Genomic DNA, 26,916 nt, shown 5'->3' with positions numbered 1-26,916 from the left:
GCATTCTGCTCTGGATTTGGATTGGGGCTGCCGCGCTCAGGCGGCTTTACTCTTCGCTCTCTATCCTGATCTCGGTGCTCGCCTTCCCGCTGCCCTGTTCCACCTTCCACTTCACCTGCCGCAGCAGGCCGCGAAACATGCGGCTTTCGGCGCTCGACATCAGGGCGCGGTCGAGCATCGCGCGCCACAGCCGCATCGTGTGGCGCCCGCGCACCGCGTCGGTGTAGCCGATGAGGTGCATGGTGTCTTGCAGGTGGCCGTACATCGCTTCCATGTCCTCGCGGGTCGCCGTCTGACGGCTGTGTTCGGGCACGTCGTCCTGGCCTTGCAGGAACTCGTAACACACGAGCAGGACGGCCTGGGCGAGGTTGAGGCTGGCATAGTCGCCGGTCGGAATGCGGACCGTGACCTGACACTGCTCCAGGTCGGAGTTGATGAGGCCGGTTTCCTCGGGGCCGAAGACCAGCGCGGGGGCCGCCGCCTCGCGCACCAGCCCCCTGACCTGCGCGGGGTGCCGGGGCGCAGGCAGGTCGGCGCGGATACGGGCGGAAGTGCCCACGCTCAGGTCGCGGTCAGCCAGCGCCTCGCGCAGTGTGGGATAAATCTTGGCCGAGCGCAGCAAATCCCCCGCGTGCACCGCCATCGCCACCGCCTGCGAGTCGAGGTAATCGCAGCGCGGCGCGACGATTCGCAGGTCACTCGCCCCCATGTTGAGCATGGCGCGGGCGGCGGCGCCGATGTTGCCGGGCGTTTTGGGCGAGACGAGCACGACAGCGAGAGACTGAGCCGTGGGGGATGGGGCGGCGGAGGACATGGCGGCGAGCGTAGCGCAAGGGCCGGTTGATGGTTGGTAGTCGAAGGGAGGTCATTTTCCCGGCCTGACGCTCCCACACCCCTTCCATCACCCACCAGCGCAGCGAAACTGGCCCCCAGCAACATCCCTGCTCCTTGAGCCTCCCCCACTCAAGCCCCTTGCGCCGGCCCGACTGAAATCGTTCAGACGGATGTCATGCGGGCGGGCTATACTTATGAGGTCATGTTTCGTGTCCTGAACAAAGTGTTCGACAATAACAAACGCGATGTCGAACGCATCATCCAAACGGTGGTGAAACCGGTCAATGCGCTTGAAGAAGAGACGATGCGCGTTGAGAACCTCGCCGAAGCCTTTATGGACCTGCGCCGCCGCGTGCAGGACGGGGGCGAGTCCCTCGACAGCTTGATCGTGCCCGCTTTTGCCCTGATCCGCGAGGCGGGGCGCCGCTCCATCGGCAAACGCCACTACGACACCCAGCTCATCGGCGGGGCCGCGCTGCACCAGGGCCGCATCGCCGAAATGCGCACCGGCGAAGGCAAAACGCTGGTGGCGACGCTGGCGCTCGCCTTCAACGCGCTGGAAGGCAAAGGCTGCCACCTCGTCACGGTCAACGACTACCTCGCCCGCGTGGGCATGGAAGAAATGGGCCTGCTCTACCGCACGCTCGGGCTGACGGTGGGGCTCGCCAACCGCGAACTCTCGCCCGCCGAAAAGCAGGCCGCTTACGCCTGCGACATCACCTACGTCACCAACTCCGAACTCGGCTTCGATTACCTGCGCGACAACATGGCGCAGTCGAAAGAAGCGCTGGTGCTGCGCGCCGACACGCCGCTGCACTACGCCATCGTGGACGAGGTGGACTCGATCCTGATCGACGAGGCCCGCACCCCGCTGATCATCTCGGGGGCCGCCGAAAAAGCGACCGACCTGTACTACGTGTTCGCCAAGCTCATTCGCCGCCTGCAAAAAGGTGAACCCGCCGAACCCGGCGTGCGCACCGAGCCGACCGGCGACTACACCATCGAGGAAAAGAGCAAGGCGGTGCACCTGACCGAGCAGGGCATCACCAAGATCGAGCGGCTGCTGTCGCTCAAAGACCTCTACAGCCCCGAGAACATGGACAAGGCGCACATGATCACCCAGGCGATCCGCGCCCGCGAGCTTTACCACCGCGAAAAGGACTACATCGTCAACGCGGAGGGCGAAGTGGTCATCGTGGACGAGTTCACCGGGCGCTCCATGCCGGGCCGCCGCTACGGCGAAGGGCTGCACCAGGCGATTGAGGCCAAAGAAGGCGTCAAGATCGAGAACGAGAACCAGACGCTCGCCACCATCACCTACCAGAACTTCTTCCGCCTGTACGACAAGTTCGCCGGGATGACCGGCACCGCCAAGACCGAGGAAAAGGAATTCCTCGACATCTACGGCAGTGACGTGCTCGTCATTCCCACCAACAAGCCGGTCATTCGTGTGGACAGCGACGACCTGATCTACCGCACCCGCATGGGCAAGTACGCCGCCGTGGTGGGCGAAGTGCAGGAGATGCACGCCACTGGGCGGCCCATCCTGATCGGCACGGCGAGCATCGAAACGAGCGAGCAGCTCAGCAGTCTGCTTCAGCAGGCCGGGGTGCAGCACGCGGTCCTGAACGCCAAGTTCGAGGCGCAGGAAGCGAGCATCATCGCGCAGGCAGGCAGAAGCGGCACCGTCACCATCGCCACCAACATGGCGGGGCGCGGCACCGACATCATGCTCGGCGGCAACGACGAATACATCATCGGCGAGAGCATCGAGCAGCAGCTCGGCGTGAGCCGCTACGCGCCCGAAGTCGAGGCGTTCATCAAGGCCATCAGCCGTGAGGACCCCGCCGCCGAGCAGCTCGGGATGCAGATTCCCGGTATCACGCTGGACTTTATCCGGCAGGCGCAGGAGCTGCACCGCGCCACCGTGGAAGACCGCCAGCGGGTGCGCGACCTCGGCGGGCTGCACATCGTGGGCACCGAGCGTCACGAGTCGCGCCGCATCGACAACCAGTTGCGCGGGCGCGCCGGGCGTCAGGGCGACCCCGGCAGCAGCCGCTTTTATGTCAGCTTCGAGGACGACCTGATGCGCCTGTTCGCCAACGACCGTGTGGTCGGCATGATGGACCGTCTCGGCATGGACGACTCGCAGCCCATCGAAGCCAAGATGGTGACCGGCGCCATCGAAAAGGCGCAGGCCCGCGTGGAAGACCGCAACTTTGGGATTCGCAAGCAACTGCTCGAATTCGACAACGTGATGAGCAAGCAGCGCGACGAAATCTACGCCCAGCGCCGCGAAGTGCTGCTCGGGCCGGACGAGGACATCGAGGAAACCACCGAGGGCATGATCGGCGACTTCGTGGACAGCCAGCTCGCGGCCTACGCGCCCATTGAGGTCAGCCACGAGCAGTGGGACATCGAGCAACTGCGGAGCGCCATGGTCGAAGCGGTGCCGGCGCTCGAAACCTTCGACTTCGAGTCGCTGCGCGTCAACTCGCCCGCCGAGGCCCAGGACCGCCTGCTCTCGGCGGTGGCCGACGCCTTCGACGCCCGCAAGGAAGAGCTGAGCCCCACCATGATGAACAGCCTCGCGCGCTACGTGCTGCTGCAAGTGGTGGACCAGCACTGGAAAGAGCACCTGCACGGCATGGACGTGCTGCGGCAGGGCATCGGCCTGCGCGGTTACGGCCAGCGCGACCCGTTTACCGAGTACAAGTTCGAGGCGACGAACATGTTCAACGAGATGATCGACGCCCTCAAGGCGGACGTGACCAAGTTCATTTTCCGGATGCAGTTCGGCGGAGCCTGAGCAGCGACAGGGCGCGGGGAGAGGGTGGAGAGTCGGGGGAGTTGTTCCTCCGCTTTCCACCCTCTCCCCGTTCTGGTTAGAGCATTCGACATAAGAATGTTTTGCATTTTTGACCCTCTACCCTGGTGGGACTCGAAGAGCTGCACCGCAGAGAGGGCCTGCCGAAGGCAGGGGTGAGGGGGGCCTTTTCTGGTTACGGCACCAGCCAGGTCAACGCGCGGGCGTCGTTCAAGGTGCTCAGCAGCGTGCGCGACTGCCAGTTGTTGTTCTGCACGCCGAGCACGGCGTCAAAGCGGGTCAGCGCCGTGCGCGAGAGCACGTAGAGGTTGCCGTCGGGCGCCACCGTCAGGTCGCGCAGGTCGGTGACGTAGCTGACGCTCTGGGTCGTGGTGGTCGTCGCCACGCCGTCCCAGACGCGCAGGTAGGCGTCGCCGCTCGACAGCGCCGGGTCGTGCCAGCCGAACAGCAGCGTGCGGGTGCCCAGCGGCTCACTCCACAGCCGGTCGAGTCGCCCCTCGCCGAAGGCCGCCACCCGGCGGGTCAGGTCGGGCAGGCCGGTGTCGAGCAGCGGATACACGCCGCTGTCGGTGGCCGCGTAGATGGTGCCACCCACCGAGGCCGCCAGGTCACGCACGGCAATGGTCCGCTCGGGCAACGAGGCCACCGCCACCGGGTCGCCCACGTTGCGCGGCGCGGCCCGCACGACTTCGCTGCCGCCGCCGAGGGCCGGGCGGCTGACCACCGCCACGTCGCCCACCACGGCGAGATTGACGGGCGGCGCGTCGGGCGTGCTCAGCGGCGGCACCGCCGTGCCGAGCGCCGCCGTCCAGACCACCGTGCCGTCGAGCCGGTAAAGCGCCAGCCGCTGCACGTCGTTGGGGCACTCGCTCAGGACGAGCAGCCGGGTGCGCGCCGCGTCCACCGCCGAGCGGGTCAGGCAGGTGGGAAAAGGGAGTGTGGCAAAGGCCGTACCGGGCGTCAGCGCGGCCGTGCGCCGCTCGGCCCCGGCGCGGCGGGTGAGCAGCAGCGCGCGGCCCCCGTCGGCGGTGTGCAGGTCACGGCCTTCTTCCACCTTGCCGGCTTCCACCAGCGTCGGCGCGGCGGGCGTGGTGGTGTTGGCACTCTCGGGCGGCGCCGTGTCCACGTAGCTCAGGGTCTGTCCCCCGTCCGTCAGCACGGCGAGGCGCAGGTTAGGGGCGCGTTCCTCGGTGCCGGTGCAGCCGGTCAGAGTGCCCAGGCAGGCGGCGGCGAGCAGGGCGGCGGTCAGCGGGCGGGCGCGGCGCGGGGCAGTGGAAGTAGAAGTCATAGCAACCCTCCTGGGAATAGCGAAGCAGAGTAAATCAGCGCGATGGGGTGGTCGGGCGCGAGAGCGAGGGAATCAGCGGCACGCGGGTGCCGTCGGGCCCGCCTTCGAGCAGCGGGTAGAACTGCCCCGGCAGGCCCACCGTCAGGCGGTAGCGGCCCTTCACCACGTCCCACTCGCCCTGCATCGCCCAGCAGCAGCGGTCGAGGGTAAAGCCCAGCACCGGGGCAAGCGGGTCGTCGCCCTGCCGCTCGCCGTCCACGTAAATCAGGCGCTGGCGCAGCGCGGCGGTCAGGTACACGCTCGGCTGCTCGGCCTTGCCCAGCGCCACGCCCACCCGCAAAGGCTCGAAGGTGTAGGTGTCGGTCGCCTTGTCGTTGGCCGTATTACCGTCTGTGAGGTTGCCCGTGCGGACCCGCGAGTAGCTGGCGTAGCCCGACACCGAAAAGCGCCCACTTTGCCACTCGCCGTCGAGGGTGGCGCGCCCGAGTTCGGAGTACGGCTGGTCAAGGCCCGGCAGGTTGTAGCTCAGCGAGGTGTTCAGGCGCTGCCCCGGACGGCTGGTGGTCAGCGTGCCGGTCAGCGCGGGCCGGGTAAAGCCGCCGCGGCGCAGGTCGTAGGCGCCCCCGTAAGCGAGCTGCCAGTTGGTCGCCCGCCCGGCGCGGTTGCCCACGCTGAAGGTGACGGTGCCGCTCTCACGCGCCGTTTCCGATTGGTCGAGGTTGAGGTCGTGCGCCTGGGTGAAGGTGTAGTCGCGCCACGTCACGGTGTGGTTGCCGGTCAGGCGCGGGTACTGCACGCCCAGTGTCTCGCGGCCCGAAACGGTCAGCGGGCTGAGCACCGTGTCGAAGCCGCGCGCCAGGGTGTACTCGGTGTTCACGCTGCTGAGCTGCGGGTCGAGGTCGGGGTTGAAGGTGGCCGCCACGCTGAAATTGCTGGAGCGGTCGTCGCCCGCGACGGTAGCGCGCACGGTGAAGGGTTGCAGGCCGCTCGGGGCGTCCTTGCCCGGCGTGCCGATGCTGGTCACCCGGCTGTAGCCCCCGCTGAGGCCCAACGTCAGGCGCGGCGCGGGCCAAGCACTGCTGCGGGTGTAGTGGGCGGGTACGGCGGGCTGCGCCGGGGTGGTCGGCGTGGCGGGCCGCGCGGGCACGGCGGGCACCAGACGCAACTTGCCCGATTCGGGGTCGCCCAGAGTGACGGCGTAGGTGAAGTTGTCGAGTTCGCCGGTGCCGATGTTGTAGGCGAGGGCCGCCGTCAGGTTCACCGGGCGGCGGTTGACCGTCACGCCGAAGCGGGCGGGCTGCTGGGTGTCGGTCTTGAGGAAGGGGTCGCGGACATAGCCCACCGTGAAGGTGGTGTCCGGCACCGGCACGAGGTTGAGGTTGAGGCTCAGCGGCGCGTTGAGGCGGCGGCCCGACACGGCGTCGAAGGCGAAGGGGCTGGTGCCCTCGTAGCGAAGGTATTCCTGGCGCAGGCTCAGGCTCTGGCGGCTTTGCACGCCCCAGCGCTGGGTGAGCTGCCCGGCGAGCGAGAGCTGCACCGTGCGCGCCCCGGTGCCGTAGTAGCGCCCGACGAACGAGTTCGAGAACTCGAAAGTCGCCCCGGTCCACAGGGGCCGCGAGTAGCGCAGTTCCTGGGCTTCTTCGAGCCGGGTGGTCGTGATGTTCACTCCCTCCCGCACGGCGCTCGGCGAAAAGGGGTTGCTCGCCGCGCTGTACTCGCCCGCCGTCACCTTGAAGTCGGCGCTGAGGCCGCCCACCGAAAAGGGCTTGGGGTCGAGCACGACTTCTTTCTTGCGGTAAGGCTGGGTGATGGCGGTTTCGGGCTCCGGGCCGCTGCGCCCCAGCACGTTGAGTTCGGCGCGGTAGAGGGGATACTCCACGCTGGCCTTGAGTTCGCTGCGGGTCACGCCGCGCTCGGGGTCCGTCTCACTGCGCCCGATGTCGCGCCGCTGCATGGTGAAGGCGTAGTCGAGGTCGCGGGTGGCCTCGCTGAGCGGCACGCGCCCGCGCACGCTGAAGTTGAGGTCGGTGTCGTAGCCGCCTTCGCCGCGCACGTTGCCCTGGGCGTCGAGCGGCTTGGGCAGCAGCAGCAGGTACAGGTCGGCGCGGTCCACGGCGGCAAAGGGCGCGTAGGCCCGCAGGTCCACCCCGCCGCCCAGGCTGGGAGCGCGGTTCTGGTAGTAGCGCACCAGGCCGGTGCCCAGCACGCTGCTGCCCACGGCGAAGGGGAGGTCGGCCTCCACCGTCAGCCCGTCGAGCGCGTCGCGGCCCACCTGCACCTTGGGCTGCCGCGCCTCGTCGTTGAGCGGCAGCACGACCACCGGCAGGTACAGCACCGGCACCTCGGCGAGCAGGAGTTGGGCGCGGTAGGCAATCAGGCGGTCACCGGGATACACCACCAGCCGCTCGGCGCGGAAGGCGTAGTCGTTGGTCGTGCGCCCGCACTTGGCGCAGGGCGTGAAATAGCCGTTCTTGGCGCGCAGTTGCCCCGGCACCCGCTCGACTTCCTGGCCGCGAATTTCGAGCTCGCGGTCACTGATGAGCACGTCCTGGCCGGTCAGCGACTCGTCGCCGAGGTTGACCACGAGGTTGTCGCCGCTCAGCGTCTGCCCGTCTTTGGCGGTGCGGTAGCTCGCCGCGCCGATGAGGGTCAGGGTGCGCCGGGTGCGGTTGAACTCGACGCGCCGGGCGCGCACCTGGTCGTCGTCCACCTGCAACTCGACGCCCGCCGCGTCGGGGCTGGCGATGATGACGAGTTCCTGCCCGTCCACATTCCGCAGTTCGAGCGTCTGGGCGGTCACGATCTTGACGGTGCGGGCCTCGGCGAGTCCGCCCAGGGTGCTGAAGGCAAAGCCGGCGGCGAGCAGAAGCCGCGTCAGGCCCCGCGAGCGGCGCTGCTTTTGTTCGCCGTGCTTGAGCTGGCTGCGGCGCCGGGGTGACCAGACCTTCACGGCTGCCCCTCACCAGCGGGAGCAAGGGCGAGAGCAGGGAGTGAGTGCCGGTCCACCTGACCCACCGCTCCGGGCGGCCCGGCGAGCAGGTCCAGGGTCGTGCCCGGATAGTAGAAGCCCAACATACGCAGATGATCGTAGCCTGCCCGCGCCATGCCGAGGGCACCGTACTGTGAGAGGCCCACGCCGTGCCCGTTGCCCGCGCCGGTCACTTGCAGTGCCGTGCCCCGGCGCGAAAGGCTCACGCGGCTGCTTTTGGCCCCCAGCGAGCGCAAAAAGCCGCCCGCCTCGGCGCCTTCGAGCGTGCGGCTGCCCCCCGTTCCCCGGAAGGTGAGCTGCTGCGCGCGCCCGGAAGCGCTCTTGCGGGTGACTTCCACCGCGCTCAGTGTTCCCACCCGCACGCCGTATCCGGCGGCAAGCTGCCCCACGCGGGCGAGCGGCACTTCGGCACTCCACTTCGCGCCCGGCCCGCCCGCCGACACTGAGTAAGGGTCGGGCTGCGCGACGAGGTAGGGCAGCGGAGTGTTCCAGACCTCGTCGCTCGACGCCACGTAGCCGCCCGAGTCGCTGGAAAAATACGTCTGGGCGGGTTGGCCTCCGTAGGCGAGGACCTGACCAGCGGTCTTGGCGACGGCGGCGTCGGTGGCGGGCTGCTCGCCGCGCACGCCCCGGTAGACCTGACACTGCTCGGTGGCGCAGGTGTCGTAGGGCTTGGCAGGGTTGATGCGCGCCGCCACGTAGGTGCGGGCAATGACCGCCTGGGCAGCCAGCGCGGCGGCAGGCCAGCTCGCGGGCATCTCGGAGGCGACGACGCCGCGCAGGTAATCTTCGATGTCCACCACGTTGATGGCCTGCACGCCCTGGTTCTGGACCCGCAGCAGCACGCCGCCCCGGTAGGTCTGCCCGCCGAGCTCCACCCGGCTGCCGGGCGCGGGCGGCAGGTAGAGGGCCGGGCTGCCGGTGCCGCGCCCGTCGAGGGTAAGGTTGCCCCCAGCCACGCCCACCTGCCAGCTCTGGCGCAGCGGGACCGAGGCCGCCGGAGCCAGCGGCGCGGGCGACAGTGCAGAGGACGCCGGGGCAGCAGCCACCGCCGGGTCCACGGGCAGCACCGCCACCGTGACCGCTGGGCCGCTGGTGATCAGCACCCGCACGTCGAGCGCCTGAGCCGGGCCGCTCCACCCGGTCAGCGCCCATCCCGCCAGGGCCCCAATTGTTAGGGCCCGGCTCCCCAGACTTGCCGCCCACCGCCGCCGCACTCGTTTCCGCATCGTTCGCGAGTATAGGGAGCCACTCTGTACGCCGCCTGACAGAGCGGTGAGAGGCCGGCGCCACACACCCGGTTCTCGTCCGGCGCATTCGGCGGCATCATGCGGATATGACTGGACCCGAGCCTGTGCCCGCTGGCCCGCCGCCCGACCCGACTCCCCCGCGCCGTGCCGGGTCGGTGTGGGCGCATGTGGGGCAGCACTTTACGGAAGAAGCATTCGACATCGTGGTCATCGGCGCCGGGCGAATGGGCGCGGCCTGCGCCTTTTACCTGCGCCAGCTCGCCCCCGGGCGCTCGCTGCTGCTCGTTGAAGAAGGCGGCCTGCCCAACGAGGAAGGCGCGACCATCCTGGCCCCCGGCGTGTGGACCGCGCAGGACATTCCGGCGGGTCAGGAAGCGCAGGCTGAATGGACCCGCGAGCAACTTCTCGGCGCTCTGGGCAGCGGCAAGACGCTGGAGGTGGAGGATCGGCCCCTGCTGCACCTGCTTCCCGCTGGCGAGGGCAGTGGCCTGACGCCGACGCTGGACGCCCTCGCCGACTTCCCCGAAGCGCTGGCGCTGCTCGACCCGGCGCGGTTGCCCGTCGCCCGGGTGGACCCCCGCGCCCTGACCTACCGGCCCGGCAGCCTGGCGCTGCTCGCCGCGCAGCAGGCCATCGGGCAGGGGGCAGGGCTGCTGCTCAACACCCGCGCCGAACTGGTGCCCGGCGGCGTGCGGCTGCACCGCCTGACGGTGACGAACACCCACCAGATTGTCGTTCACGAGACGCGACAGATTCGGGCGGGCGTCATCATCGTGGCGGCGGGGGCGGCGGGTCCGGCGCTGGTCGAGCAGGGACTGGGCCTGCACACCCGGCATGGCCGCGCCTACCGGCAGTTTCCGCGCCTCGACCTGCTGAGTGGGGCGCAGACGCCGGTGCTGCGTGCCAGTGGCCTGACCCTGCGCCCACAAAATGGCGGCTACACACTCGTTCCGGCCATTCACCACCGCGACCCCCACGGCTACCACCCGGCGGGCGGCTCGCTGACGGGCGTGCCCACCGGCCTGCGCCGCGAACTGCTCGAAGACCTGGTGGGGCTGATGGACGCCGTGCCTGCGCTGGCCGGCGAGGGCCTGGAACTGGGCCGCTCCAGCGCCGACGTGCCCGGCGCGTGGCTGGCGCTGCCCGGTGGCCGCCCCGACGCGCCTCCGCAGGCCGAGGAACTCGCCCCGGGCCTGCACCTCTTACTCGGGGGACCGCTTGCCGACACGCTGGGGCTGGCCGCCGCGCATGAGCTGGCCCAGCGCGTCAGCGCGGGCTGAGGATTATTCCTGGGCGCCTGACTCGGTGTGCGCTCGCAACTCCGCCACCGTACCGCGCCAGGCCTGCGCGTCCAGCCCATCGCTGCGCAGGTAGCGGGCGGCGAGGTCGGCCTGGGTGCCCCGGCTGCATACGACCAGCAATGGCCCAGCAGCCGGGGTCAGGCCATGCTGCCCGTCCTCGATCTGCGCGAGCGTCAGCGCCGTTACGCGGGCGCCCGTCAGCGGCGCGGCGTCCCGTTCTCCCACGGGGCGCAGGTCAATGACGTGGGCAGGCAGCTCAGACATGCTCTGAGTCTAGCCAACGGTGAATTGAGCTTCACGCTGTTCGCAGCGCTCCGGCGGCGCTGGCCGTTACTGTGCCCTCATGACCCACGACGACCAGCCGGCCCCCCAGGACCCCACCTCCGCCCCGGCGCAGCCCGCAGGCAACACCGGGCAGCCGGACGCCCCAGCACAGACCCCAGTGTCGGACGACCAGACGCCGCGTGACGGCAGCGGCACGCATGGCCGCCCCAGCGACGACAGTGACCCGGGGCACAGCTGAGGCGCAAAGCAGAAAAGAGCGACGGTGCAGGCTTCCCAGTCACGTGGAAGCCCGCACCGTTTTGACTGTCAGCGGCGCTCCCTCAGTTGGGGCGCACCGGCAGAGGTTCGTAGACGCGCTTGACGCTGCCGTTGTTGAAGGTAATTTCGGCAGTTACGTTGATGCTGGTGTAGACGCGCTCGGAGCGGACGCGGACATTGAGCGGCAGGGTAAACACCAGATTGCTGCCCTCGTTGCGAAAGCGGGTGACGGGTCCACCAGCGGGCGGCCAGTGGTCGTCGGCGGTCAGGGGGAGTTTGCCTGTGCGCCCGCCCTCGCGGTATTCGAGTTCGTAGTGGAAGGTCGCACTGACCGGGCGCGCTCCGTTGGGAATCGTTTCGATGACCAAGTCACACAGCGCGGCGCGGCCCGCCAGCAGGCCAGTCCGCACAGCGCCGCTGCTCGCGTCCCGGCAGGTGGTGAAGTACCAGCGGGTGAATTTCGGAGCCTCGGCAGCCCGCGTTCCTGAGGGCAACGGTGCCGGAGTACGGGCGGCGGACCCCGTCCCAAACGGCGCACAGGCCCGCACCGCGCTCCACGCTTGCGAGAACCCCTGCGCCGGGAAAGTGTAGGTCAGCGGTTGCCCGCCAGCAGGCCGGTTGACGCGGACCACGACATTTTTGCCGCTGAGCAGGCCACTGACCATGCTGCGGGCCGCCGCGCCCTGAAATCCGACGGCTTTGCCCTTGAAGTTGTCGCTGCTGTCGGAAACACTCACCACTTCACTGCTGCGCAGCACCACTGGGGCGTCCTGACCGAGCCGAACTGTCAGGGCGGGCAAGTTCCCGGCGTAGGCGTCGTCCTCGCTGAGCAGCATGTTCTTGGAATTGAGCGTGATCCAAAGAGCCGCATTGTCTCGGTCAGAGCAGCGCACCGTCAGCGCCGTCAGCCCCGCCGTGTCGTTGACCTCGTCAATGGACACCATGCTCTTGTTGAGGTCGGTGATGGGGTCCTTGATGACCGAGTAGTACGTGTAGGTGCCCGGCACCCGGGTAGCGGCCAGCGCCGAGGTCGAAAGGAGCGAGGCGCAGAATCCGGCCAGCAGCAGTGCCTTATTTCGACGGTTCGTCATGACCCCCAGGATAGGGCAGCACTTCTAACATTTCCCTCACTTGCCTTGCTGTCAGCCACGTTAGAGCATTTGACAAAATGATGCGTTCTGGTTTTGACCCTCTACCTTGATGGGAGAGGGCCTCGCGAAGCGAGGGGTGAGGGTGTCTTTTTCTGTCAAATGCTCTAAGTGAAAACGGCAAGCAAAGAAAAACCCCCGCCTGAGCGGGAGCCTGTTTGGTAGAACCGAGGGGATTTGAACCCCTGACCCCTACCGTGTCAAGGTAGTGCTCTACCCCTGAGCTACGGTTCTATGCAGGAAAACTGCGGGGTACAGATTGGAGGCGCTGACCGGACTCGAACCGGTGGTGGAGGTTTTGCAGACCTCTGCCTTACCACTTGGCTACAGCGCCGGGAAGGGTGGTACTCGTTCCTGCTCGGGCGTGTCCCTCGCGGGGGCTGGGGGCCTTTTCCTCTCCAGCGGGAGGCATGGTAGCACGCCCCCGCCAGCGTGTAAACCCGTGCGCGGCGGGTGCATACACTGGCCTTCTTAGCCGCGCGGCGCCGTTATGCTGGCAGGTATGGACAACTTGACCATCACCGTCGGTGACGTGACGCGGACCCTGCCCACGGTCCGGGTGGGCAACCTCGGGCGGGTGCCGCTGGTGGAATTCATCGGCGACAGCGAGCTGACCAAAGCAGCGGCACAGGCCATGCTGCCGCTGATTCCGGACGGCACCGAACTGCTGCTCTCGGTGGTGACCAACGCGCTGCCGCTGGTGCACGAGCTCAGTGACCGCAGCGGGCTGCCCTACGTGGTGGCCCGCAAAAAACGGCGCACCTACATGCAAGACCCGCTCATTCAACAAGTTCCGAGCATGACCCTCGGCGTGGGCGAGACGCTTTGGCTCGACGGCCCGCACGCCGAGCGGCTGCGGGGCAAGCAGGTCGCCGTGGTGCAGGACGTGGTGGCCTCGGGCGGCACCGCACAGGCCCTCTCAAGGCTGGTGGATCGCGCGGGCGGGCAGGTCAGCGGCTACCTGGCGGCCTTCAAGCAGGGCGAGACCGAGTTGCCGCTGCACTACCTGCAAGACCTTCCCCGGCGCCTGTAACCGCTGGGCGTCATAGACATTCCTGCGGCGGCTTTTGCCCCCCGGCCTATTCTCGGCACAAGACAGCGGCGCTCCGACGCCTGACGCGGGCCGCTTCCTGGGCCAGCCCTCCTCCCCCGCTGCTGGCGGGGGCTGCGACTTTTGCCCGTATGTTCTCCTTTCTTTGCCGAGGTTTTTCATGTCAGACCCCCGCCCTGCCCCCGCCCCCGCTCCCTTGCCCGGTACGCTGGACGGGATGGACGTGCTGCGGCTCGCGCTGACCAGTCAGGTCTACGGCGCGGCCACCGAGACGCCGCTGAGCCCCGCCCCGCGCCTGAGCGAGCGCAGCGGCAACCGCGTGCTGCTCAAGCGCGAGGACCAGCAGCCCATTTTCTCCTTCAAATTGCGCGGCGCCTATAACAAGATGAGCCAGCTCAGCGCCGAGGAACGCGCCCGGGGCGTGATTTGCGCTTCGGCAGGCAACCACGCACAGGGAGTGGCGTTTGCCGGGGAGAAGCTCGGGATTCCCGCCGTCATCGTGATGCCCGCGACCACGCCCGACATCAAGGTGCAGGCGTGCCGGGCACGGGGGGCCGAGGTGATCTTGCACGGCGACTCGTTCAGCGACGCCGAAACCTTCGCACTGGCGCTGCAACAGGAGCGCGGCCTGACCTTCGTGCATCCCTACGACGACCCGCTGGTGCTGGCGGGGCAGGGCACCATCGCGCTCGAACTGCTGCGGCAGGTGGAAGAGGACGACTACGCGGTGTTCGTGCCGGTGGGCGGCGGCGGCCTGATCGCGGGGGTGGCGAGCATTCTGAAAGCCCTCAAGCCCGGCGTGCGGGTCATCGGCGTGGAGCCCGACGACAGCGACGCGATGTACCAGAGCCTGCAAGCGGGCGAACGGGTGCGGCTCGACACCGTGGGCATTTTCGTGGACGGGGTGGCGGTCAAGCAGGTGGGGGCCTACACCTTCGACCTGACCCGGCGTTACGTGGACGACTGGGTGCGGGTGAACACCGACGAGGTGTGCGCCGCCATCAAGGACGTGTTCGACGACACCCGCGCCGTGCTGGAACCCGCTGGGGCGCTGAGCGTGGCCGGGCTGAAGAAATACGCGGCGACCCACGGCCTGCATGACCGGACGCTGGTGGCGCTCACCTGCGGGGCGAACATCAACTTCGACCGCCTGCGCCACGTGGCCGAGCGCACCGAGATAGGCGAGCAGCGTGAGGCGATTCTGGCCGTCACGATTCCCGAGCGGCCCGGCGCCTTTCTGGAATTTATCGAGCTGATCGGCTCGCGGGCCATCACCGAATTCAACTACCGCTACGCTCCGCGCGAAGACGCCCGGATTTTTGTCGGCGTGCAGCTCGGGCAGCCGGGCGAGCGCCAGGAACTGCTGACGCTGCTGCGTGGGCGCGGCTACGCGGTGCTTGACCTCACCGAAGACGAACTCGCCAAGGTCCACGTCCGCCACATGGTCGGTGGCCGCGCCCCCGAGGCGGTGAACGAGCGGGTCTACGCCTTCACCTTCCCCGAGCGGCCCGGCGCCCTGCACGACTTTTTGACGCAGCTCCAGGGCGAGTGGAACATCAGCCTCTTTCACTACCGCAACCACGGCTCGGCGCACGGGCGGGTGCTGGCGGGCGTGCAGGTGCCTGACGCGGCGCTCACCCGCTTCGGTGACTTTCTCGCTGGCCTCGGCTACCCGGCGCACGACGTGACGAGCAATCCGGCGTACCGGCTGTTCCTGACCTGACCGCAAAATGAGAACAACCGCCGGGGCATGGGGCTCTCGGCGGTCGTTCGTTTGAAGTTCCTAACAGTCAGCGGCGCGGTGAGCGGGCCAGCACCCGCACCGGCTGAAGCTGGGGTTTTTTGCGGCCTTGCCGGGCCAGCAGCAGCGAAACAGCGATCACGAGGGCTCCCAGCAGCAGTTCCATAGCGCACTATGGCAGGCGCCGTCTGTCGCAACCGTGACAGGGAATGCAGCCGGCTAGGCAGGAGGAAATTTACCGAGCGGGGGCAGTTCTACCCCCACCGCCGCGAGCGCCGCTCGCCACTGCTCGGGCGTGACCGGAAACACGCTCAGGCGGGTGCCCTTGCGCGTCAGCGGCGAGTCGTGCCATTCGGGCAGTTCGCGCAACTCGTCGAGCGGCAGCAGCCGGGGCAGCGCCAGCACGGGCGCCACGTCCACCATGCTCCAGCGCGGGTTCTCGGGGTCCGAGCGGGGGTCGTAATACTCGCTCGCCGGGTCGAATTGCAGGTCGTCGGGGTACGCGACCCGCACCACCTGCGCCACCCCCGCGAGGCCGGGCGGTCTGGCATTGGAATGGTAAAAGAGGCAGAGGTCGCCCTCCTCCATCTGGCGCAGGAAATTGCGGGCCTGATAGTTCCGCACGCCGTTCCAGGGTTCGCGGCCCACCCGCATGAGGTCGGCGTAGGAAAACACGTCGGGTTCGGATTTGAGCAGCCAGAAAGCGGGCATGGGGAGAGGCTAGCGCCGTACACAAAGAAAGGAGCGGAGTCTCCCCCGCCCCACTATCTTCAAGTCCAGCGCTCAGTTCCGCGCCGCGCCCCGCGAAAAGCGGCGTTCGAGCGCGCGCTGCACGACTTCGAGCAGGCTCGACACCAGCCAGTAGATCAGCGCGGCGGCGAGGTACGGCCCGAACGGCTCGAAGGTGCGGGCGATGACGAGCTGGGCGCTGCGCAGGAGCTCGACCACCGTGATGACCGACACCAGCGAGGTGTCCTTGACCAGCCCAATGAGGGTGTTGCTCAGGCTCGGCAGGGCCACCCGCGCCGCCTGCGGCAGGATGATGAGCCGCATGGTCTGCGCGCCGCTGAGCCCCAGGCTGGTCGCCGCCTCGCGCTGGCCGGGCGGAATGCTGAGAATGGCCGCCCGAATCGTTTCGCTGAGGTACGCCGCCGCGTTGAGTGTCAGCGCGATCACGCCGCCCACGACAGGGCTGAATTGAATCCCCAGGCTCGGCAGGCCGTAGTAGATGACGAAAATCTGCACCAGCAGCGGCGTGCCGCGAATAAACGACACGAACAGCCCGCTCAGCGTCCGCAGCCACCCTAGCCGCGAAAGACGCGCCAGCGCCACCGCGAAGCCCAGCGGCAGCCCCAGCACCATGGCGGCAAGCGCAAAGCCCAGCGTGACCGGCGTCGCCGCCAGCAGCGTGGGCAGCGCGTGCCAGGCACTCTGGAGAATGGATTGCAGTTGCTCGGTGTTCATCGGGCCTCTTTTTCTTCAGGACTCAGCCAGTTCACTCAGGGCTGGCCCACGTCCTGACCGAACCACTTCTGGCTGATCTTCTCGAAGGTGCCGTCGCTGCGCATCTCGGTCAGGGCCTTGTCGATCTGGTCCTTGAGCGCCGAATTGCCCTTTTTCAGCGCGATGCCCACCGGGGCCGCGTCGCCGATCTGCCCGGCGCCGCGCACCGGCAGCTTCTGGTCGTTGATGATGTAGTTGACCACCAGGCGGTCGTTGTACGCCGCGTCGATGCGGCCCGCCACCAAGTCGGCCAGAATCTCAGGGGCGCCGGGGTAGGTCACGATCTTGATGTCGCCCGTGTCGATGAGCTGCTTTTCGTAGTTGCTGCCGAGCGTGCTGCCCACCCGTTTGCCCTTGAGGTCGGCGAGCGACTGCGGGTTGAAGGTGTTGTTCTTCGCCACGATGATTTCCGGGCGGCTGTAAGCGTAGGGCTGGCTGAAACCGATGGAGTTTTGCCGCTCGGGCGTGATGCCCACCTGGTTGACGATGACGTCGTACTTGTTTGCCTGGAGCCCCGCCAGAATGCCGCTCCACTCGGTGAGCACAAACTCGGGCTTGAGATTGAGTTTCTGCGCCACCGCCTTGGCGATGTCCACGTCGAAGCCGACGAGTTCGCCCTGCTCGTTTTTGGAGGTAAAGGGCGGGTAGGTGCCCTCCATGGCGATCTTGAGGGTGCCCTGGTTCAGGGTGCTCGACGGCGAACTGCACGCGCTCAGCGAGAGGGCCAGCACACTCGGAACCAGCAGACCCGAAAGCTTCAAACTCAGCAATGACTTTTTCATGGGGGGCCTCCTCGGGGGCCTTGTGACTCACGTACACAGACTGCTCTGGCACGAACTCTATGCCACGCCGTCCGGGGCTGTATTTTCCTTCCGTTCGGAAAAGGAGCGCGGGCACGGCAACCGCAAAAGAATACAAGAAAGGTCAGATTTTGTCTGGTGAGCGATTGCTCATCAAAAACCCCCCGCCACTGAGGCAGGGGGCCGGAGAGACGCGCCGGAAAAAAGGGCCTATTCCTTGACCCCACCCGCCGTCGCGCCGCCGACGAAGTAGTTCTGGAAGGAGTAGAACAGCGCCACGATGGGAAGGGCGCCCAGCGTCGCCGCCGCCGCGAACACGCCCCACTTGGTGGAGAACTGTCCGCTGGTAAAGGAGCGCAGCATGACGCCCACCGTCCACTGCTCCACGCCGGTGAGCAGCACGCTCGCCAGAATGAACTCGGCGTAGGTGCCGATGAACTGGTTCAGGAAGATAAACACCAGCATGCTGCCCGAGAGCGGCAACACCACCCGGCGGAAGGTCTGCCAGCGGGTCGCGCCGTCCACCATCGCTGCTTCTTCCAGCGACTCGGGGAGCGACTCCACGTAGCCCTTGTAGATCCAGGTGTTGAAGGCGATGGCGCCGCCCGAATAGGCCAGAATCAGGCCGGTGAAGGTGTTGACTAGCCCCAGCGCCGAGAGCAGCGTGTAGATTGCCACCAGCGCCAGAAAGACCGGGAACATCTGAATAAAGATGAAAAACAGCAGCATCTGAAAACGGCCTGGAAAGCGCAGCCGCGCCATCGCGTAGCCCGCCGTGGTGGAGAGCAGGATGGCGAGCAGACCCGTCACGGTGGACACGAACAAGGTATTGCGGACCGAGAGCAGGAACTTGCTTTCGTTGGTCGCCCCCTGGAACTGCGCCGGCGTGACCAGGATGAGCAACAGCACGCCCGCCGCCAGCACGATGCGTGTCACCCAGGTCCGCGCCTTCGCCATGCCCTCGGAGGTGTTGCCCAGACGTTGCGCGAGCACCATCAGCAGCAGCGCTGCCAGGCCCGCGCCCCCGAGCACCGCCAGCGCGATTTGATAGCCGGGAATGGTCACGGCCTCAAAAAGCTTGGCAAAGTTCTCGGTGGTCAGTTTCTCGAGCTGCGGCAGCAGGCCCGAACGGTAAAAGATGTTGGGGTTGGTGAAGTTCGGGAAGGCGAAAAGGCTGTTGTTGGGGTCGAAGGCCGCGAGCAGCACGTAAAACAGTGGGTAGACCGCCACCAGCACCACCAGAATCAGAAACAGGTGGGTGAGCTGGTCGCCCAGCACCGCCAAATAACTGATGTTCTTGCCGGTCCTGAGCTGCCCGAGGCGCTGCCCGAGCAGGCTGGTGAGCGCCAGCACGCCGCTCGCCGCGAGCAAAAACAGCAGGAACTTCTTCCAGCCGCCCGGCACGAAGTAGATGGAAAAGCCTTTAGTCAGCGGAATCTGCTCCAAGCGGAAAATCAGGTAGCCCAGCCCGGCGAGCAGCGCGATCAGCACCAGCCAGGGCGCGGCGCGGCGCAGCACGGAGGGCTCACGGTGAACGTAGCCGCCGGGGGGCAGCTCGGAGGACAACTCGGTGGGGCGCGTGGTCATGTGCGGGCCTCGTCGAATACGCCCGCCGCCTTGAAGTTCACCAGCGAGATAGCGAGCGTCAGGAAGAAGATGATGAGCGCGATGGCGCTCGCGAGCGCGTAGTTCTGTCCGCCGCTCGATGCGAACGCCGTGTTGTAGCCCCACGACAGCAGAATGTCGGTGCTCTGCGCGGTGCTTTCGCGCCCTTCTTGCGCCGGGCCGCCTGCCGTGAGCAGGTAGATGATGCCGAAGTTGTTGAAGTTGAAGGCGAAAGTCGAGAGCAAAATCGGCGTGAACGACTGCCGAAGCAGCGGCAGGGTGATGTTCGTGATCTGCTGCCAGCGGCTCGCGCCGTCAATGCTCGCGGCCTCGTACAGGTCCTCGTTGATGGTCGCCAGCGCGCTGATGGTGGCGGTCATCATGTACGGAAAGCCCAGCCACAGGTTCACGAACAGGATGCTGATTTTGGCCCACAGCGGGTCGTTCAGCCAGGGGACGGCGAACAGGCCGAGCAGCCCCAGCGTCTTGTTGACGATGCCGAAGTTCTGGTCGAGCAGCGCCTTCCACATCTGCACGCTGATGACCGCTGGAATCGCCCAGGGCAAAAACAGCAGCGTACGGTAGATGTTGCGGCCCTTGAGACGCTTGTTATAGAGCAGGATGCCCAGAATCAGCCCGGCGAGCGCGTTCAGAATCACCGTGAAAAAGGCGAAGGCTACCGTCCAGACAAACACCGGCCACAGCGCCCGGCTCGCCTTGGCGAAAATCTCCTGAAAGTTGGCGAGGCCCACGTACTGATAGCGGTTGATGCGGGTGGCGTAGGCCACGTCGAGTCCGGCAGGTGCGGGGGCCGCCAGCGTGACCCGGTCCTTGCCGATGCTGGCGATTTTGACCTCGTGCGGCGTGGCGGCGTCCTCATCGTAGAGCACCAGCGTGTCGCCGACGCAGCTCGGCGTGCGGCACTTGAGGGCCTCGCTCAGCGGCGTGTCGCTGCCGCGCTCGGGCAGCCGCACGCTCAGGCGGTCGGGGCTGAGGACCGCCGCCGTGCGCGCAGCGCTGTCGGGGTTACCGCTGTTTTCCCCCGAGTAGTTGGTAAAGGCGTAGTTGACGGTCAAAACCACCGGCAGCACGGTAAAGGCGAGCACGAACACCAGCGCCGGGAACAGGTAGAACCAGTCACGAATCCAGGGAAAGGCCCGGCCCACCAGCGGGGTCAGCAGCAGCAGCGCCAGCGCGCCCCACACCAGAATCATGTAGGGCGGCGCCGAGGGCCACACCGCCGCCGTGGCCGAAGAAAGAAGCCAGCCGATGCCCGCCGCCGCCGCGAGCAGCAGCAGCAAAATCAGGACGGCCAGCAAGACCCCGCCCGCACCTTGCGGCGCAACAGCGGAGCGCAGTGAGCGGGGACGCGCAGTCACGGTCATAGAAACTCCCAGAAACAGTCAGCACGAAGAGCGAGCACCCTCAGCGGGCTAAAAAGGAAAAGAGGCCCAGGGGCACGGACTATGCCGCGCCTCTGAGCCGGGGAATTCTGTTACTTGATATTGCCCTTAATCTCACCCACGGCCTTGGTCAGGAGCTGGGAGTAGTTCTGACCGGGCTTTTGCGCCACCTGGGTGATCGCGTTGGTCCAGGGCCCCCACACCGCGCCCATTTCAGGAATGTTGGGCATCGGGGTGCCTGCGCTGATGGTGCGCGAGAAGCCGGCGACCACGGGGTTGCTCTTGAGCTTGGTGCGCGCCGCGAGGCTGACCGGAATGCGCCCGCCCGCGGTGTTGAACGAAATCTGCGCGTCGGCGGTGGTGATCGACTTGGCGAACTGCGCCGCTACGGCCTTGTTCTTGGAATAAGCGTTCATGACAGTGCCCTGCACGCCGACAAAGGGGCTCCACTTGCCGCTCGCACCGGGAGGGGTCGGGAAGGGCGCGATGCCGAAGTCGATGCCCGCCTTGCGGATGTCGTCGATGTCCCAGGGGCCGCTGATCATCATGGCGGCGCGGCCCTGCGTGAAGGCACTCTTGACCGCGTCGCCGTTGATGCCTTCGGGAATCAGGTTGTATTTGTAGCGCAGGTCGTTGATGAAACTCGCCGCTTTGACCGCGCCCGCGTTGCCCAGGCCGATGTCCTTGGTGTTCAGGGTGCCGCCATTGTTCTTGAAGACGTAGCCGCCGTAGGCACTGGTAAAGCCGTAGGTCAGGTAGGCGTTGTCGAGCGGCATCACGAAGCCGAGGTTGCCCGCCTTCTGGGCGCTCTGGGCCGCCGAGAGCAGCGCATTCCAGGTGGTCGGGGCCTGGGGCACGAGCTTCTTGTTGTAGATCAGAGCGACCGACTCGGCGAACATCGGAATCCCGAACAGCTTGCCCTTATAGGTCATGGCCTGCACGGCGGTCTTGTCGAGGTCGGTCTTGCTGGTCACGTACTTGTCCATCGGCTCGATCACGCCCGCCGCCGCCATCTGGCCGATGCGGTCGTGCGCCTGGGTCACGATCAGGTCGGGGCCCTGGCCCTTGGGGGCGCTCTGGAGGAACTTGGTGGTCAGGTCGTCGAAGGGCACGCTGACGATGTTGACCTTGTTCTTGGTCTTGGCCTCGAAGGTCTTGGCCTGATCACGCAGCCACACCAGTTCGTTTTCGCCGAAGTGGGTCCAGACAGTCAAGGTCGCGGCGCTGGCCTGGCCGAGCAACGCAAGAGAAAGAAGGGTCAGTGCTTTTTTCATGGGTCTCCTCGGGCGGCTCCCACACAAGAGGGAACCGGTTCCACTGAAAAGGGCTCGAAAAGGGAGAGCTCTAAGGGGTTGGTCACCGCGCGGCCCCGGCCCGTGAGCGAGCACGGCCCAAGCAAGGGGGAGGCCGCTCCGTGGAGGTCAAGGCAGCAAAGGGGCGGGACAGGCCCGGCGGTGGTGAGTCGGTATGGCTCGGCAGCAGTATAACCGACCCCCGGTTATGTTTTTTCCTGAACTGACACTCATGGTAGGCCGGGCATGGTAGGCCGGGCATGGTAGGCCGGGCATGGTGGGCCGGGCATGCTGGGGTGGGCATGGTGGGGTGGGCCACTGCTCCGGATGTGTGCCCGCTGCTTCGCCGCAGAAGTCAGAAAATCGCCAGCACCCGCCTCTATGCTGTGGGCCATGAAAAGATTGCTCGCGGCGCTGCTCGGCGCCTTGCTGCTGCCCTCGGCCCACGCCCAGCTCGGCCAGCCGACCGACGCGCTGCTCAAGTCTCCCCTGTTCGTGGGGGCGCAGACGAGCCGCGCCGGCATCATCACCCTGAAGAGTGGAGTCAACGTGGTGCTCGGCCAGCGCGGGGGCCGGCTGACCACCGTGACCATCACCACGCCGTACACCGAGCCGCAGGGCATCAGCGGCAGCAGCGACACGGCGGTGGCCGCCGGCAGCGTCGAGCAGCGCGTGGGCGGGTCGGCGCTGGCCGCCCAGACCGTCGGGGCCGTCACCGGCTACGGCGAGGGTCTAAGCGCTCCGCTGCTTCAATTTTTGCGCCAGCCCGACGTGGTCAAGCAGCTTCCGCAGGGCGTGACGGTGGACGCGCCCCCCCTGACCATTCAGGCGCAGGTGCAGGGCCGGGCGCTGGTGCTCAAGCTGTCCATGACCCAGGTGCCCGCCGGACAGTTCACGGCGACCAAGAACCTGCGCCCGGCCGCCAAGCCCGGCAAGGACGTGGTGCTGCGCGTCTACAGCGATTTCCAGTGCCCCTACTGCCAGAAGCTCGAACTTGAAACCATGCCGGCGCTGCTGCGCGCCCTGCCCGACGACGTGCGCGTGGAGTTTCACCAGTTTCCGCTGGAGCAGATTCACCCGCTCGCCCGTCCCGCCGCCGAAGCGAGCGAATGCGCCGCGCAGCAGGGCCGCTTCTGGGACTACAAGGACGCGCTGTTCCGTGACCGCTCCTGGCTCCAGAACAACCCCAACGAGACTTTCCTGCGGCTGGCGGGCGACCTGAAGCTCGACCCGGGCAAGTTCAAGGACTGCCTCGCCCTGCGCGGCGGCAAGGCCGGGGTGGACGCGGGACTGGCCGAGGCACAGCAACTGGGCCTGAATGCCACCCCCACCGTGTTCGTGGACGGCTACCGGGTGGGCAATCCCTTCGACACGGCGGCGGTGCTTCAGCTCATCGACGTCGCCCGCGCCACGCGCTGAGAGTCTGTCCTGAGGGGAAGGGAGGCGGGGGCCAGTGTGCTGCCCGTGACTCTTCCCGCGCCGTTTGCCCTCAAGATAGAGCGATGACGACGTTCCCACTTTTGTGCCCCGTTGGAGGTCCGCCGTGGAAGGGCTGATGCTCAACCGTGTGGTGGAGCAGCTCACCGCCCAGCTGCCCGCCCGCAACCTCGGCTGGGTCTTTCCCGACGAGACGACCGCCGCCCTGCTTCTTGACGGCCCGGACGGGCAACCGCTGGGCAACTTGGTGCTCGGCTACCGCCCGCCGCAGCCGGTGCTGTTTCTCAGCCGCGAGCGACTGCGCGGCGACCCCCACAACCCCTTTCAGCGCCTGCTGGCGACCCGCGTGCGCGGCGAACTGCTGAAAATCGAACAGTTCAAGCTTGACCGCGTGGTGGCGCTGCATTTCGGTCCCGCCGAGGGGTTCATTGACCAGCCCCCGGCGCGGCTGCTGTTCGAGGTGACGGGCCGCAACGCCAACCTGCTGGTGATGGAGGAAGGCGAAGGCTTCGCCGGGCGCATTACCCTTGCCGCCCGCGAAATCACCGGGAGCCGCAACCGCTTCCGCACCATCCGCAGCGGGGGGCCGTACACGCCGCCGCCGCCCTACGACAAGTTCGACCCGCGCACCATGACGCCCGCCGACGCGCAGACGCTCGCCGGGGTGCCGCTGAGCGAGTGGCGGGGCCGGGTGGACGGGCTGGGGCCAATGCTCTCGGCGGAGCTGGCGCGGCGGGCCGAGATGCGGCCCTCGCAGGCCCCCGGCGACGACTGGGAGCGGGCCTACGACGCCCTGAAATCGCTGGTGGCCGACCCCAGCGTGAGCGAAGGCACGCTCAGCGAGGGCGCCCGCGAAGCCGCGCGGCAGGAAAAGGCGGGGGCGCTGCGTAAGCTGCTGCGCGAGCCGCTGGAAAAGCGCGTGACCCTGCTCGAAAACCAGCTCGGCGACGTGACCCGCGCCGAGGAAGGCGTGGAAATCGCCGCCCAGGACCGCGCTGAGGCCGACCTGCTGATGGCCTACGCGCAGACGGTGGAGCCGGGGGCCGCGAGTGCCCTACTGCCGTCCTTCGACGGTGAAGGCGAGGTTCCCGTCAGCCTGGAGCCGCAACTGAGCGCCGTGCAAAACGCCGAAAAGCGCTATGCCCGCGCCCGGCGCCGCGACGAGGTGTACCTGCGCCTCGCCGAGCGCGAAGGCAGCATCCGCAGTGAACTGGAGGCCGCCCGTGAGCGCCTGCACCGGCTCGACCACGCCGAACTGGAGCAACTCGAACAGCTCGCCAGCGACCTCGAACGCGAAAAACCCGAGCGCAGTCCCTACGGTGCCCGTTACGTCACCCCCGGCGGTTACGAGGCGCTGGTGGGCCGCAACAACAAGGAAAACGCGACGCTGACGCACCGCATCGGCAAGAGCCTGGACTGGTGGTTTCACGCCCAGGGCTACCCCGGCTCGCACGTGCTGGTGCGCTCAGGCGGCAAAGACCTCGACCTGCCCGACATCCTCTACGCCGCGCAGCTCGCCGCCTCGCACTCCAAGGCGCGCGGCAGCAGCAACGTCCCGGTGGACTACACCCGCATCAAACACGTCTGGCGGCCCCGGGGCGCCCCCGCCGGGCAGGTCCACTACACCGACCAGAAAACCGTCTTCGTGGACGGCGACCAACCGGGCTGAGCCTCCCCGCCCCTTGCGCTGACTGGGGGAAGCCGCTAGGATTGCTCTTCGCTGTGCCCCGTAGCGCGGCGGGCGATTAGCTCAGCGGTAGAGCGCTCGCCTTACAAGCGATTGGTCGGGGGTTCAAATCCCTCATCGCCCACCAGAGAAAACCCCGGTGAACGCCGGGGGCTTTTTATTTCTGTGCTGTCTTGTGACACAAAAGTCTCCGCCGAAACAAAAAAGAACCACCGCCCGTAGACAGTGGTTTCTCTGGTGGAGGCTTAGGGATTCGAACCCTAGACCCTCCGCTTGCAAAGCGGATGCTCTCCCGCTGAGCTAAGCCCCCTCAGCGAGTGGTGAGATTAACAGAGCGCGGGGCAATCTGGCAAGCCCCCCACGCCGAGCCTGACCGCTACAATTCCCCGGTATGTCACGGGTCTTTTCAGGAATTCAGCCGACGGGTGACCCCCACATCGGCAACTACTTCGGGGCGATGCAGAACTATGTGCGTCTGGGCGAGCAGTACGGCAAGCAGAGCCTGTACTGCGTGGTGGACCTGCACGCCATCACCAATCCGGGCGCGTTCGACCCGCAGACGCTGGCGCAAAAGACCTTCGATATGGCCGTCGCCAACTTTGCCATCGGACTCGACCCCAGCAAGGTCGTCTTCTTCGTGCAGTCGCACGTGCCCGAGCATCAGGAACTTTCGTGGATCTTCACCTGCGTGACCCCGGTGGGCGAACTTGAGCGCATGACGCAGTACAAGGACAAGTCGGCGCAGTTTGAGAGCGTGCCCAGTGGGCTGCTGATGTACCCCGCGCTGATGGCCGCCGACATCCTGCTCTACAAGGCCGACATCGTACCGGTGGGCGAGGACCAGACCCAGCACATCGAGCTGACGCGCGAGATTGCCCGCAAGTTCAACCACAACTTCGGCGAGACGTTCACCGAGCCCAAGGCCGTCTACAACAAAGAGGCCCTGCGGATTCCCGGTGTGGACGGCCAGGGCAAGATGAGCAAGAGCAAGGGCAACACCATCGGGATTCTGGAACCGTTCGGCGACATCTGGCAAAAGCTGCGCGTGGCTCCCACCGACCCCGCCCGCGTGCGCCGCACCGACCCCGGCGACCCCGACAAGTGCCTGATCGGCGATTACCACAAGCTGTTTTCGCCGCCTGAGACGCTCGAAACCGTCTACCAGGGCTGCCGCACGGCGGGCATCGGCTGCGTGGACTGCAAGAAGATGCTGATGACCCACATCACCGAGCACCTCGACCCCATCCAGACGCGGGCCGCGCAACTCCGCGCCGACCCCGACTACGTGCGCGACGCGCTGCGCCAGGGCGACCAGGAAGCCCGCGCCATCGCCAGCGAAGTGATGGACGAAGTGCGGCAGAAGGTGGGCTTCCTGAAGCTGTGATTGCGGGCAAAGCGGTCACGAAAGAAACTACCCACCCCGGCTTTCACGTTCAGCTTCCCGTCTTCGAGGGCACTCTGGGCGAACTCGCCGCCGCGCTGCGTTCGGAGCGGCTCTTGCCGGGCGAAGTGCCCCTGCTTCAGCTCACCCGCGAGGTGCTGGCGTGGGCGGAGGGCGTCACCGGGCTGGGCGTTACTGGGCTGGGCGTTACTGGGCAGAGTCCCGCCGCTTTTGCCGACGCCCACCCGGACCTGCTGCCCACGCTGGCGGGTGTGATTGCCCTCAAGGCGCGGTTGCTGCTGCCCCGGCCCGAACCCGAGGACGTAGCGGACGATTGGGGCGCTGACGATGGCTTCGACGAGGTCCTGGAAGGGGTGGAGGCACTGGCCGAACTCGGCTCGCTGGTCGCTTTTCTGGCGGCGCGGCGGCAGGCGCGGGAGGGGTTGCTGCCTGCCCGCCCAGCGCCGGTCACGCTTCCCCGGCGCGAGCGGCCCCGCAATCCGCAGGGGAGCCTCGCCAAGCTGGTACGCGCCGCCCAAAATGCCGTGCGACAGGTCGAGGTGCCGCTGCTGGCCCGCGAACGCCTGAGCCTCGCCGACGCGCTCACGGCGCTGCGGGCCTTCGGGTCACGGCTGCGGGTCTTCGACTTCTGGACGGTGCACGCGGACGACTGGGGCGAGCGCACCACCTATTTCGCGGCGCTGCTCGAAGGCGTCAAGGAAGGCAGCTTTCAGGTCGAGCAGCCAGAGATGTACGGCGACATCCGGGTCCACGCGGCGCAGGCCGAGACCAAAGAAGAAACAGGCGGGGAAGTTCCCTCACCTGTTTCCTGACAC

At 67.2% G+C, this 26,916-nt stretch carries 21 protein-coding genes and 4 tRNA genes; 10 read left to right on the top strand and 15 right to left on the bottom strand.

Annotated features, from left to right (window positions below):
- Window positions 1-46: 46 nt before the first annotated feature.
- Window positions 47-814, bottom strand: coding sequence for an RNA methyltransferase (locus DR_RS02990; RefSeq protein ID WP_010887221.1), 768 nt, complete (start codon window positions 812-814; stop codon window positions 47-49).
- A gap of 222 nt (window positions 815-1,036) precedes the next feature.
- Between DR_RS02990 and secA the strand changes: the two genes are divergently transcribed.
- Complete coding sequence (secA, locus tag DR_RS02985; RefSeq protein ID WP_010887220.1) at window positions 1,037-3,643, top strand: preprotein translocase subunit SecA; 2,607 nt, start codon at window positions 1,037-1,039, stop codon at window positions 3,641-3,643.
- Between the two features lie 193 nt (window positions 3,644-3,836).
- Here secA and DR_RS02980 read toward each other — a convergent pair whose 3' ends face one another.
- Genes DR_RS02980 through DR_RS02970 form a run of 3 tightly spaced genes read right to left on the bottom strand, consistent with a single transcriptional unit; the run spans window position 3,837 to window position 9,167 of the window.
- The gene (locus DR_RS02980; RefSeq protein WP_010887219.1) at window positions 3,837-4,949 is read right to left on the bottom strand and encodes a hypothetical protein; all 1,113 of its coding nucleotides are present in this window, start codon (window positions 4,947-4,949) and stop codon (window positions 3,837-3,839) included.
- A 34-nt stretch (window positions 4,950-4,983) separates the two neighbouring features.
- Entirely contained in the window at window positions 4,984-7,899 is a 2,916-nt protein-coding gene (locus DR_RS02975; RefSeq protein WP_010887218.1) for a hypothetical protein, read from the bottom strand.
- The gene (locus DR_RS02970) at window positions 7,896-9,167 is read right to left on the bottom strand and encodes a SpoIID/LytB domain-containing protein (protein WP_010887217.1); all 1,272 of its coding nucleotides are present in this window, start codon (window positions 9,165-9,167) and stop codon (window positions 7,896-7,898) included. The genes DR_RS02975 and DR_RS02970 overlap by 4 nt, the downstream gene beginning before the upstream one ends.
- 107 nt (window positions 9,168-9,274) lie before the next feature.
- On the opposite strand from DR_RS02970, the gene DR_RS02965 reads away from it, so the two are divergent.
- A complete protein-coding gene (locus DR_RS02965) occupies window positions 9,275-10,468 on the top strand; it encodes an FAD-dependent oxidoreductase (RefSeq protein ID WP_010887216.1) in 1,194 nt (397 codons plus the stop codon).
- 3 nt (window positions 10,469-10,471) lie between these two features.
- On the opposite strand, the gene DR_RS02960 is transcribed toward DR_RS02965, so the two are convergent.
- Window positions 10,472-10,753 (bottom strand): rhodanese-like domain-containing protein, encoded by a 282-nt coding sequence (locus tag DR_RS02960; protein WP_010887215.1) that lies wholly within the window; start codon window positions 10,751-10,753, stop codon window positions 10,472-10,474.
- Between the two features lie 79 nt (window positions 10,754-10,832).
- Between DR_RS02960 and DR_RS02955 the strand changes: the two genes are divergently transcribed.
- Window positions 10,833-11,012 carry a hypothetical protein gene (locus DR_RS02955; RefSeq protein ID WP_027479525.1) on the top strand — a complete coding sequence of 60 codons (180 nt, stop codon included), beginning with the start codon at window positions 10,833-10,835 and terminating at the stop codon, window positions 11,010-11,012.
- Between the two features lie 82 nt (window positions 11,013-11,094).
- Here DR_RS02955 and DR_RS02950 read toward each other — a convergent pair whose 3' ends face one another.
- From DR_RS02950 to DR_RS02940, 3 genes are all read right to left on the bottom strand, one after another.
- Window positions 11,095-12,123, bottom strand: a complete 1,029-nt coding sequence (locus DR_RS02950; RefSeq protein ID WP_010887214.1) for a hypothetical protein — start codon at window positions 12,121-12,123, stop codon at window positions 11,095-11,097.
- Window positions 12,124-12,339: 216 nt separating this feature from the next.
- Window positions 12,340-12,414, bottom strand: a tRNA-Val gene (locus DR_RS02945).
- A 26-nt stretch (window positions 12,415-12,440) separates the two neighbouring features.
- Window positions 12,441-12,514 (bottom strand) — tRNA-Cys (locus DR_RS02940).
- A 168-nt stretch (window positions 12,515-12,682) separates the two neighbouring features.
- Between DR_RS02940 and DR_RS02935 the strand changes: the two genes are divergently transcribed.
- The gene (locus DR_RS02935) at window positions 12,683-13,213 is read left to right on the top strand and encodes a phosphoribosyltransferase family protein (RefSeq protein ID WP_027479526.1); all 531 of its coding nucleotides are present in this window, start codon (window positions 12,683-12,685) and stop codon (window positions 13,211-13,213) included.
- Between the two features lie 178 nt (window positions 13,214-13,391).
- A complete protein-coding gene (ilvA, locus tag DR_RS02930; RefSeq protein ID WP_010887212.1) occupies window positions 13,392-14,954 on the top strand; it encodes a threonine ammonia-lyase, biosynthetic in 1,563 nt (520 codons plus the stop codon).
- A gap of 237 nt (window positions 14,955-15,191) precedes the next feature.
- On the opposite strand, the gene DR_RS02925 is transcribed toward ilvA, so the two are convergent.
- From DR_RS02925 to DR_RS02900, 6 genes are all read right to left on the bottom strand, one after another.
- Complete coding sequence (locus DR_RS02925) at window positions 15,192-15,683, bottom strand: EVE domain-containing protein (protein ID WP_010887211.1); 492 nt, start codon at window positions 15,681-15,683, stop codon at window positions 15,192-15,194.
- A 72-nt stretch (window positions 15,684-15,755) separates the two neighbouring features.
- Window positions 15,756-16,436: an amino acid ABC transporter permease gene (locus DR_RS02920; RefSeq protein ID WP_010887210.1), complete on the bottom strand. Its 681-nt coding sequence runs from the start codon at window positions 16,434-16,436 to the stop codon at window positions 15,756-15,758.
- 35 nt (window positions 16,437-16,471) lie between these two features.
- The gene (locus DR_RS02915; protein ID WP_010887209.1) at window positions 16,472-17,257 is read right to left on the bottom strand and encodes a transporter substrate-binding domain-containing protein; all 786 of its coding nucleotides are present in this window, start codon (window positions 17,255-17,257) and stop codon (window positions 16,472-16,474) included.
- Window positions 17,258-17,485: 228 nt separating this feature from the next.
- The gene (locus tag DR_RS02910; protein ID WP_010887208.1) at window positions 17,486-18,862 is read right to left on the bottom strand and encodes a sugar ABC transporter permease; all 1,377 of its coding nucleotides are present in this window, start codon (window positions 18,860-18,862) and stop codon (window positions 17,486-17,488) included.
- Window positions 18,859-20,265, bottom strand: a complete 1,407-nt coding sequence (locus DR_RS02905) for an ABC transporter permease subunit (protein ID WP_010887207.1) — start codon at window positions 20,263-20,265, stop codon at window positions 18,859-18,861. The genes DR_RS02910 and DR_RS02905 overlap by 4 nt, the downstream gene beginning before the upstream one ends.
- Window positions 20,266-20,375: 110 nt before the next feature.
- Entirely contained in the window at window positions 20,376-21,557 is a 1,182-nt protein-coding gene (locus tag DR_RS02900) for a maltose ABC transporter substrate-binding protein (RefSeq protein WP_010887206.1), read from the bottom strand.
- Between the two features lie 411 nt (window positions 21,558-21,968).
- Here DR_RS02900 and DR_RS02895 point away from each other — a divergent pair, with 411 nt between their 5' ends.
- The 3 genes from DR_RS02895 to DR_RS02885 all read left to right on the top strand — a co-directional run bounded on the left by DR_RS02895 (window position 21,969) and on the right by DR_RS02885 (window position 24,826).
- Complete coding sequence (locus tag DR_RS02895; RefSeq protein WP_227085994.1) at window positions 21,969-22,994, top strand: DsbA family protein; 1,026 nt, start codon at window positions 21,969-21,971, stop codon at window positions 22,992-22,994.
- Between the two features lie 124 nt (window positions 22,995-23,118).
- Window positions 23,119-24,681: an Rqc2 family fibronectin-binding protein gene (locus DR_RS02890; RefSeq protein ID WP_027479527.1), complete on the top strand. Its 1,563-nt coding sequence runs from the start codon at window positions 23,119-23,121 to the stop codon at window positions 24,679-24,681.
- Window positions 24,682-24,751: 70 nt separating this feature from the next.
- Window positions 24,752-24,826: transfer RNA gene (locus DR_RS02885), tRNA-Val, on the top strand.
- 108 nt (window positions 24,827-24,934) lie between these two features.
- Here DR_RS02885 and DR_RS02880 read toward each other — a convergent pair.
- Window positions 24,935-25,009: transfer RNA gene (locus tag DR_RS02880), tRNA-Ala, on the bottom strand.
- Window positions 25,010-25,090: 81 nt separating this feature from the next.
- On the opposite strand from DR_RS02880, the gene trpS reads away from it, so the two are divergent.
- Entirely contained in the window at window positions 25,091-26,083 is a 993-nt protein-coding gene (gene trpS, locus DR_RS02875; protein WP_010887203.1) for a tryptophan--tRNA ligase, read from the top strand.
- Window positions 26,080-26,913, top strand: a complete 834-nt coding sequence (locus tag DR_RS02870) for a segregation and condensation protein A (protein ID WP_010887202.1) — start codon at window positions 26,080-26,082, stop codon at window positions 26,911-26,913. Before trpS ends, DR_RS02870 begins: the two co-directional genes overlap by 4 nt.
- The last annotated feature ends 3 nt before the right edge of the window (window positions 26,914-26,916 follow it).

Origin of the sequence: Deinococcus radiodurans R1 = ATCC 13939 = DSM 20539 (assembly GCF_000008565.1) — a bacterium.
GTDB lineage: Bacteria > Deinococcota > Deinococci > Deinococcales > Deinococcaceae > Deinococcus > Deinococcus radiodurans.
This window is presented reverse-complemented; position numbering and strand designations above follow the sequence as displayed.